Source organism: Streptomyces sp. WAC04114, assembly GCF_019733245.1.
GTDB lineage: Bacteria > Actinomycetota > Actinomycetes > Streptomycetales > Streptomycetaceae > Streptomyces > Streptomyces massasporeus_A.
Map to the genome: position 1 here is coordinate 1 of NZ_JAIGQA010000282.1, position 6117 is coordinate 6117.

Genomic DNA, 6117 nt, shown 5'->3' on the forward strand with positions numbered 1-6117 from the left:
GTGTGGGGTCCCGGGGGCTGCGGAACCGGCGTGGACGTCGGGCCGTACGGCGGCGCCTGGTGCGGATAGCCGTACGGGGCCTGCGTGACGGTCGGCGCGTGGGGCGAGGCGTAACCGGCGAACCTCCGCTGCTCGCCGTGGTGTCCGATGTCCACGACGAGGAAGTAGATGGCGGAGGCCGCTCCGAGCAGCAGAATCAGGGCCAGCGCGATGTCGGTCCGGTAGTCGTCCTCCGGCAGGGTGCCGATCACGACGAAGCACGCGATGGACAGCGGGAGACTCACCCAGGCCAGCACCCAGTCCAGGGCCCGCCCGCGCAGCACGGCCACCCGGAACAGCGGTACGCAGGCCAGCACTCCGCATGTGAGGAAGCCGGCTGCTGCGAACAGCACACGCAGGGAGATGACCGTTGCCGCGCTGCGGGGAGGCGGCGCCGCGCCGTGGCCGTACATGACTGCTCCTGGACCGGTGTGGCCGATGGGACGGACGTGCGAGTGACAGACCCTGTTGGGGAGTCCGAGCGTATAGCCCGACACGGACAACCGGTCACGGGTTGTACCGAACCGTTGTCATGCTGATCACTTCGCGTGAACAGCCCGCCCCCGGCCCGCCGGAGGCCGTACCTTCCCTCACGTCCTACAGGAGTGCCGCCTGCGGGGGTCCCCGCCCACAGGAGGTACCGCCTACAGGGGGTACCGCCTACAGGGGGTGCCGCCTACAGGAGGTGCCGCATCCACACGTTGGGCTCGACGTACACCGCGTACCCGCGCTCCATCTCACAGCGCACCGGCACCAGAGCGCCCGGCACCTCGATGTCGCCGTCGGTGTCAAAGGACAGGCCCGTCCATCGACGCCAGTCCGCGAGCGAGGCGGCCACCGTCATGGACGCCGGGGCCACCGAGTCGATGGTGGCTCCGGCCCGGGCGTGGACGCGCAACCACGGGTCCTGAGGCAGGCCGTCGGGGCGGACACGGCGGGCGTACTCCTCCATCGGCGTATGCGGTTCCAGGTGCTTGGCATTGGGGCGGACCGGGGCGACGACCTCGCGGAAGCCGCGGGCCCGGGCGTTGTCCCGCATGGCCGAGAGCATCAGCCCGGACAGGCCGCGCCCCTGCGCCTGCGGGGCTATGGAGACCGAGATCGCACTGACGGTGTCGGGCCGGACTCCGCGCCGCAGATCGGAGAAGGCCCACACCAGCACCGTGTCCCAGCCGTTGGCCGGCAGCCGGCCACGGTGTTCGGCTCCGAGGGCGAACGGCACGCTGTAGGCGTTCGCCACGACCTCGCCCCGCTCGTCCTCGGCGAACAGGACGTACTCCGGAAGTTCGGCGGCGATCCGCGGGAAGTGGGCGGCGCCCACGAGGTCCTGGATCACGAACTCCGGCCAGCTGTCCGCCATTCCGACGACCCGCTCCAGCATGTCCGGGCGGTCGGCGAGGCTCGCTATCGTCGGCTGCATGTGATCACGGTAGGCAGGGGCGGCGGACAAGCGGAACCGAATTACCGATCGACGCCCGCCCCGCATCCGTCACTCTCCGGTCGACATCAACTGCCCACCGGCGGAGGCCCTACCCGCCGCACTGCTTGAGCATCATCTCCTTGTCGGCCGCCGTCACGGGGAGTTCGTACTTCAGCGACACCTGGGCGAAGCGCACCGAGTAGGCGCAGCGGATCCGCTTGTTCGGGGGCAGCCAGGACGCCGGACCGGAGTCCCCCTTCGAGCCGTTCGTCGGCCCGTCCACCGGGACGAGGTTGAGCGGGTCGTTGGCGATGGACTCCCGCTTGTCCTTCGTCCAGCGCGAGGCGCCCATCTGCCAGTCGTACGACAACGGCATGACGTGGTCTATCTGGACCTTGATCGCATGGGACTTGGTCCACTCGATGACCTTCCCGGTGTAGGGGTCGTGCAGCGTCAGCGAGGTGACGACGCAGTCCGATCCCGCGCGGAAACGCAGGTCCTCCCCGTCTCGCTTCAGAAGGTCGTTCCGCGAGTCGCAGCCGTTGTGGGAGAAGGGGACCTCACGAGGCGCCGAGTCCATCCAGGCGTAGCCGAACTTGTCCCGCTCGTAGCCCGTCCTGGGGCCACGGCCCTTCGTCGCCACCTTCTCGATCAGGGCACGCGCCCTCTCCTTGTCCGCGTCGGAGGTGACCGCCGCCAGCCCCGGCTTGGTGCCGTCCGGATTGTCCAGCGGGTTCGCCGCGCGTCCGTCGCCGGTGGCCGGGGCGCCGGATGCGGAGGCTCCACCGCCGTCCGCGGGCGGGGCCAAACCCTCGCAGCCGGCCAGCGCCGAACCGGTGAACACCATCGCGACAGCCAGTGCCGCCCCGCCCCTCAGACGCGTCACCCTGCGCCCCTCCTCTGTCTGCCTGTTCCGCTCCGATACGGGCGGCCCGCGCCCGGTCCTACGGTAGCGAGGAAGAGGTTCAGACCACATCGGGCCTCAATGCGCATACTTCGCATCTCGCGCGTATCGTCGGTTCTGAGTCATCTCCGGAGGGAGCTTTGCATGGGCATCTTCGACAAGTTCAAGAGCCAGGCGCGGAACAAGGGCAAGCAGGGCTCTGACGCCGCGGAAGAGCGGGTCAACGAGAGGACCGGCGGCAAGTACGAGGACCAGGTCGACTCCGGTCAGCAGCGCGTCGAGGGCTCGCTGGGCATGGACCGCGACCGGGAACGGCCCGAACAGCAGTAAGGCCTCCGACTCCGAGGCCGTCCGCGGAGACCCACGGATACCTCCTGCGGGCGGCTTCACGTGTGTCTGTGGCGGGGGCTTGGCGCATCCGGAGCCGGTCCCTTGCCGTCGGGCAGAGCCCGCCGCCGCCCGACTCGCCATGCTGGAGGCCCGTATCGCCGCGCAGGTCGCCGCGCGCGACCGGCTTGTGACGGCACTGCGGCAGGCCGGCGGCAGCGCACTCGCCCCGCCGGCCACCCGGCACCGGAGGACCGGTGCCGCGGCACGGCCGGTGGTCTGACCGCCCCTCAGCGGAGCCGAGGCGTCAGCGACGCCCCGGCCGCCGCCGACGCGTCACGACCCCAGCACCGACGTCAGGAACTCCCCGACCCACGCCAGCAGTTCCCGCCCGACCAGCGGCTTGCCGCCCACCTTCGCGGTCTTCGGGCGCGGTACCAGCACCTGGTGCACGGCCGGCTTGATGACGACCCCGGGGTACAGCCGCTTGAGCCGCAGCTCCTGCGACTCGCGCAACTCCACCGGCGCGAACCGGATGTTGTTGCCCTGGAGCACGATCTCGCCGACGCCGCACGCGCGCGCGAACATGCGCAGGCCCGCGACGAGCAGCAGGTTCTCCACCGGCTCGGGCAGCTTGCCGTAGCGGTCGACGAGTTCCTCGCGGACCGCCTTGATGTCCTCCTCCGAGTTGGCGGAGGCGATGGCGCGGTACGCCTGGAGACGGAGGCGCTCGCCCGGCGCGTAGTCGTGCGGGACGTGCGCGTCGACGGGCAGCTCGATCTTGACCTCGAGCGGCGGCTCCTCCTCGATCTCGCCGGTCTCCAGCTGGCGCCGGTAGTCGGCGACGGCCTCGCCGACCATCCGGACGTACAGGTCGAAGCCGACGCCGGCGATGTGACCGGACTGTTCGCCGCCGAGGAGGTTGCCCGCGCCGCGGATCTCCAGGTCCTTCATGGCGACGTACATACCGGCGCCCATCTCCGTGTGCTGGGCGATGGTCGCGAGCCGCTCGTGCGCGGTCTCGGTCAGCGGCTTCTCCGGCGGGTAGAGGAAGTAGGCGTAGCCGCGCTCGCGGCCTCGGCCCACCCGGCCGCGCAGCTGGTGGAGCTGGCTGAGCCCGAAGTTGTCGCCGCGCTCCACGATCAGGGTGTTGGCGTTGGAGATGTCGATGCCGGACTCCACGATCGTCGTGGACACCAGTACGTCGAACTTCTTCTCCCAGAAGTCGACGACGACCTGCTCCAGCGCCTGCTCCGACATCTGCCCGTGTGCGGTGGCGATGCGCGCCTCGGGGACGATCTCGCGCAGCCGGGCCGCCGCGCGGTCGATCGACTCGACGCGGTTGTGGATGTAGAAGACCTGGCCCTCGCGCAGCAGCTCACGGCGGATGGCGGCGCCGATCTGCTTCTCCTCGTAGGGGCCGACGAAGGTCAGGACCGGGTGGCGCTCCTCCGGCGGGGTGGTGATCGTCGACATCTCGCGGATGCCGGTGACCGCCATCTCCAGCGTCCTGGGGATCGGGGTCGCGGACATCGTCAGCACGTCGACGTTCGCCCGGAGCTTCTTCAGCTGCTCCTTGTGCTCGACGCCGAACCGCTGCTCCTCGTCGACGATGACCAGGCCCAGGTCCTTGAACTTCGTCTCGGACGAGAACAGCCGGTGAGTACCGATGACGATGTCGACCGAGCCCTCGCGCAGGCCCTCCAGGACCGCCTTCGCCTCGGTGTCGGTCTGGAAGCGGGACAAGGCCTTCACGTTGACCGGGAACTGCGCGTACCGCTCGCTGAACGTCCCGAAGTGCTGCTGCACCAGCAGCGTCGTGGGCACCAGGACGGCCACCTGCTTGCCGTCCTGGACGGCCTTGAAGGCGGCGCGGACCGCGATCTCCGTCTTGCCGTAGCCGACGTCGCCGCAGATCAGGCGGTCCATCGGGACCGTCTTCTCCATGTCCTCCTTGACCTCGGCGATGGTGGTGAGCTGGTCGGGCGTCTCCGCGTAGGGGAAGGCGTCCTCCAGCTCGCGCTGCCAGGGGGTGTCCGGGCCGAAGGCGTGCCCGGGGGCGGCCATGCGCGCGCTGTACAGCTTGATGAGGTCGGCCGCGATCTCCTTGACGGCCTTCTTCGCGCGGGCCTTCGTCTTCGTCCAGTCGGCGCCGCCGAGGCGGTGCAGCGTGGGGGCCTCGCCGCCGACGTACTTGGTGATCTGCTCCAGCTGGTCGGTGGGGATGTAGAGGCGGTCGCCGGGCTGGCCGCGCTTGGCGGGCGCGTACTCGACGACCAGGTACTCGCGGGTGGCGCCCTGGACGGTGCGCTGCACCATCTCGATGTAGCGGCCCACTCCGTGCTGTTCGTGGACGATGTAGTCGCCCGGCTCCAGGGTGAGCGGGTCGACGGTCTTGCGGCGGCGGGCCGGCATGCGGGCGCCTTCGCGGCCGGACGCCTTCTGGCCCGTCAGGTCCGTCTCGGTGAGGACGGCGAGTCCGAGGGCCGCGTCGACGAAGCCGTGCTCGATCGAGCCGCACGCCACGTGCACGACGGACGGGGAGATCTCGGCGAGGTCCCCGTCCAGGCGGGCGGCGATGCCCTCGCCGCCGAGGACCTCGACCGTTCGGGCCGCCGGGCCGTGCCCCTCGGTGACGAACACCGTGCGCCAGCCGTCGGCGAGCCAGCCCTTGGTGTCGGCGAGGGCCTTGGCGGTGTCGCCGCGGTAGGTCTCCGGGGCGCGCATGCCGAGCTTGAGGGTGTCCCCGTCGAGCTCCTCGTCGGCGGCGAACGGCGACACCGACCACCACATCATGTCCAGCTCGCGGGCCCGGTCCCGGACGTCCGCGATGGACCACAGAGAGGCCGCGCCGACGTCGATGGGGGCCTCGCCGCCCCCGGCGGTGGCCGCCCAGGAAGCCTGCAGGAACTCCTGCGAGGTGGCCACGAGGTCCGACGCGCGCGTGCGGACCCGCTCCGGGTCGCACACGACGGCCATGGCGCCCTTGGGCAGCACGTCGAGCAGCAGCTCCATGTCGTCGACGAGGACCGGCGCGAGGGACTCCATGCCCTCGACGGCGATGCCCTCGGCGATCTTGCCGAGCAGCTCACCGAGCTCGGGATGCTGTTCGGCGAGGGCTGCCGCGCGCGTGCGGACGTCCTCGGTGAGCAGCAGCTCGCGGCACGGCGGCGCCCACAGGCCGTGCTCGGCGACTTCGAGGGAGCGCTGGTCGGCGACCTTGAAGTAGCGGATCTCCTCGACGTCGTCGCCCCAGAACTCGACGCGCAGGGGGTGTTCCTCGGTGGGCGGGAAGACGTCGAGGATGCCACCGCGCACGGCGAACTCGCCACGCTTCTCGACGAGCTCCACGCGCGCGTAGGCGGCTGCCGCGAGGGCTTCGACGATCTCGTTGAGGTCGGTGGTCTGCCCCGTTCTCAGGGCGACC

At 70.6% G+C, this 6117-nt stretch carries 6 protein-coding genes; 2 read left to right on the forward strand and 4 right to left on the reverse strand.

Translation table 11 applies throughout. The features are described from left to right. From K4G64_RS37720 to K4G64_RS37730, 3 genes are all read right to left on the reverse strand, one after another. A partial coding sequence (locus K4G64_RS37720) for a hypothetical protein (RefSeq protein WP_260461524.1) occupies positions 1 to 452 on the reverse strand: 452 nt, incomplete at its 3' end. 263 nt (positions 453 to 715) lie between these two features. Then, positions 716 to 1459, reverse strand: coding sequence for an N-acetyltransferase (locus K4G64_RS37725; protein WP_221760379.1), 744 nt, complete (start codon positions 1457 to 1459; stop codon positions 716 to 718). Positions 1460 to 1568: 109 nt separating this feature from the next. After that, complete coding sequence (locus K4G64_RS37730; RefSeq protein WP_308122596.1) at positions 1569 to 2345, reverse strand: HNH endonuclease family protein; 777 nt, start codon at positions 2343 to 2345, stop codon at positions 1569 to 1571. A 162-nt stretch (positions 2346 to 2507) separates the two neighbouring features. Here K4G64_RS37730 and K4G64_RS37735 point away from each other — a divergent pair, with 162 nt between their 5' ends. Together K4G64_RS37735 and K4G64_RS37740 are read left to right on the forward strand one after the other, a co-directional pair. Then, entirely contained in the window at positions 2508 to 2693 is a 186-nt protein-coding gene (locus K4G64_RS37735) for an antitoxin (RefSeq protein ID WP_221760380.1), read from the forward strand. A gap of 139 nt (positions 2694 to 2832) precedes the next feature. Then, entirely contained in the window at positions 2833 to 2973 is a 141-nt protein-coding gene (locus K4G64_RS37740) for a hypothetical protein (protein ID WP_221760381.1), read from the forward strand. A 53-nt stretch (positions 2974 to 3026) separates the two neighbouring features. Here the strand turns inward: K4G64_RS37740 and mfd are convergent. Then, positions 3027 to 6117, reverse strand: a 3091-nt coding sequence (gene mfd / locus K4G64_RS37745) for a transcription-repair coupling factor (protein WP_221760382.1), incomplete at its 5' end; no start/stop codon positions are given.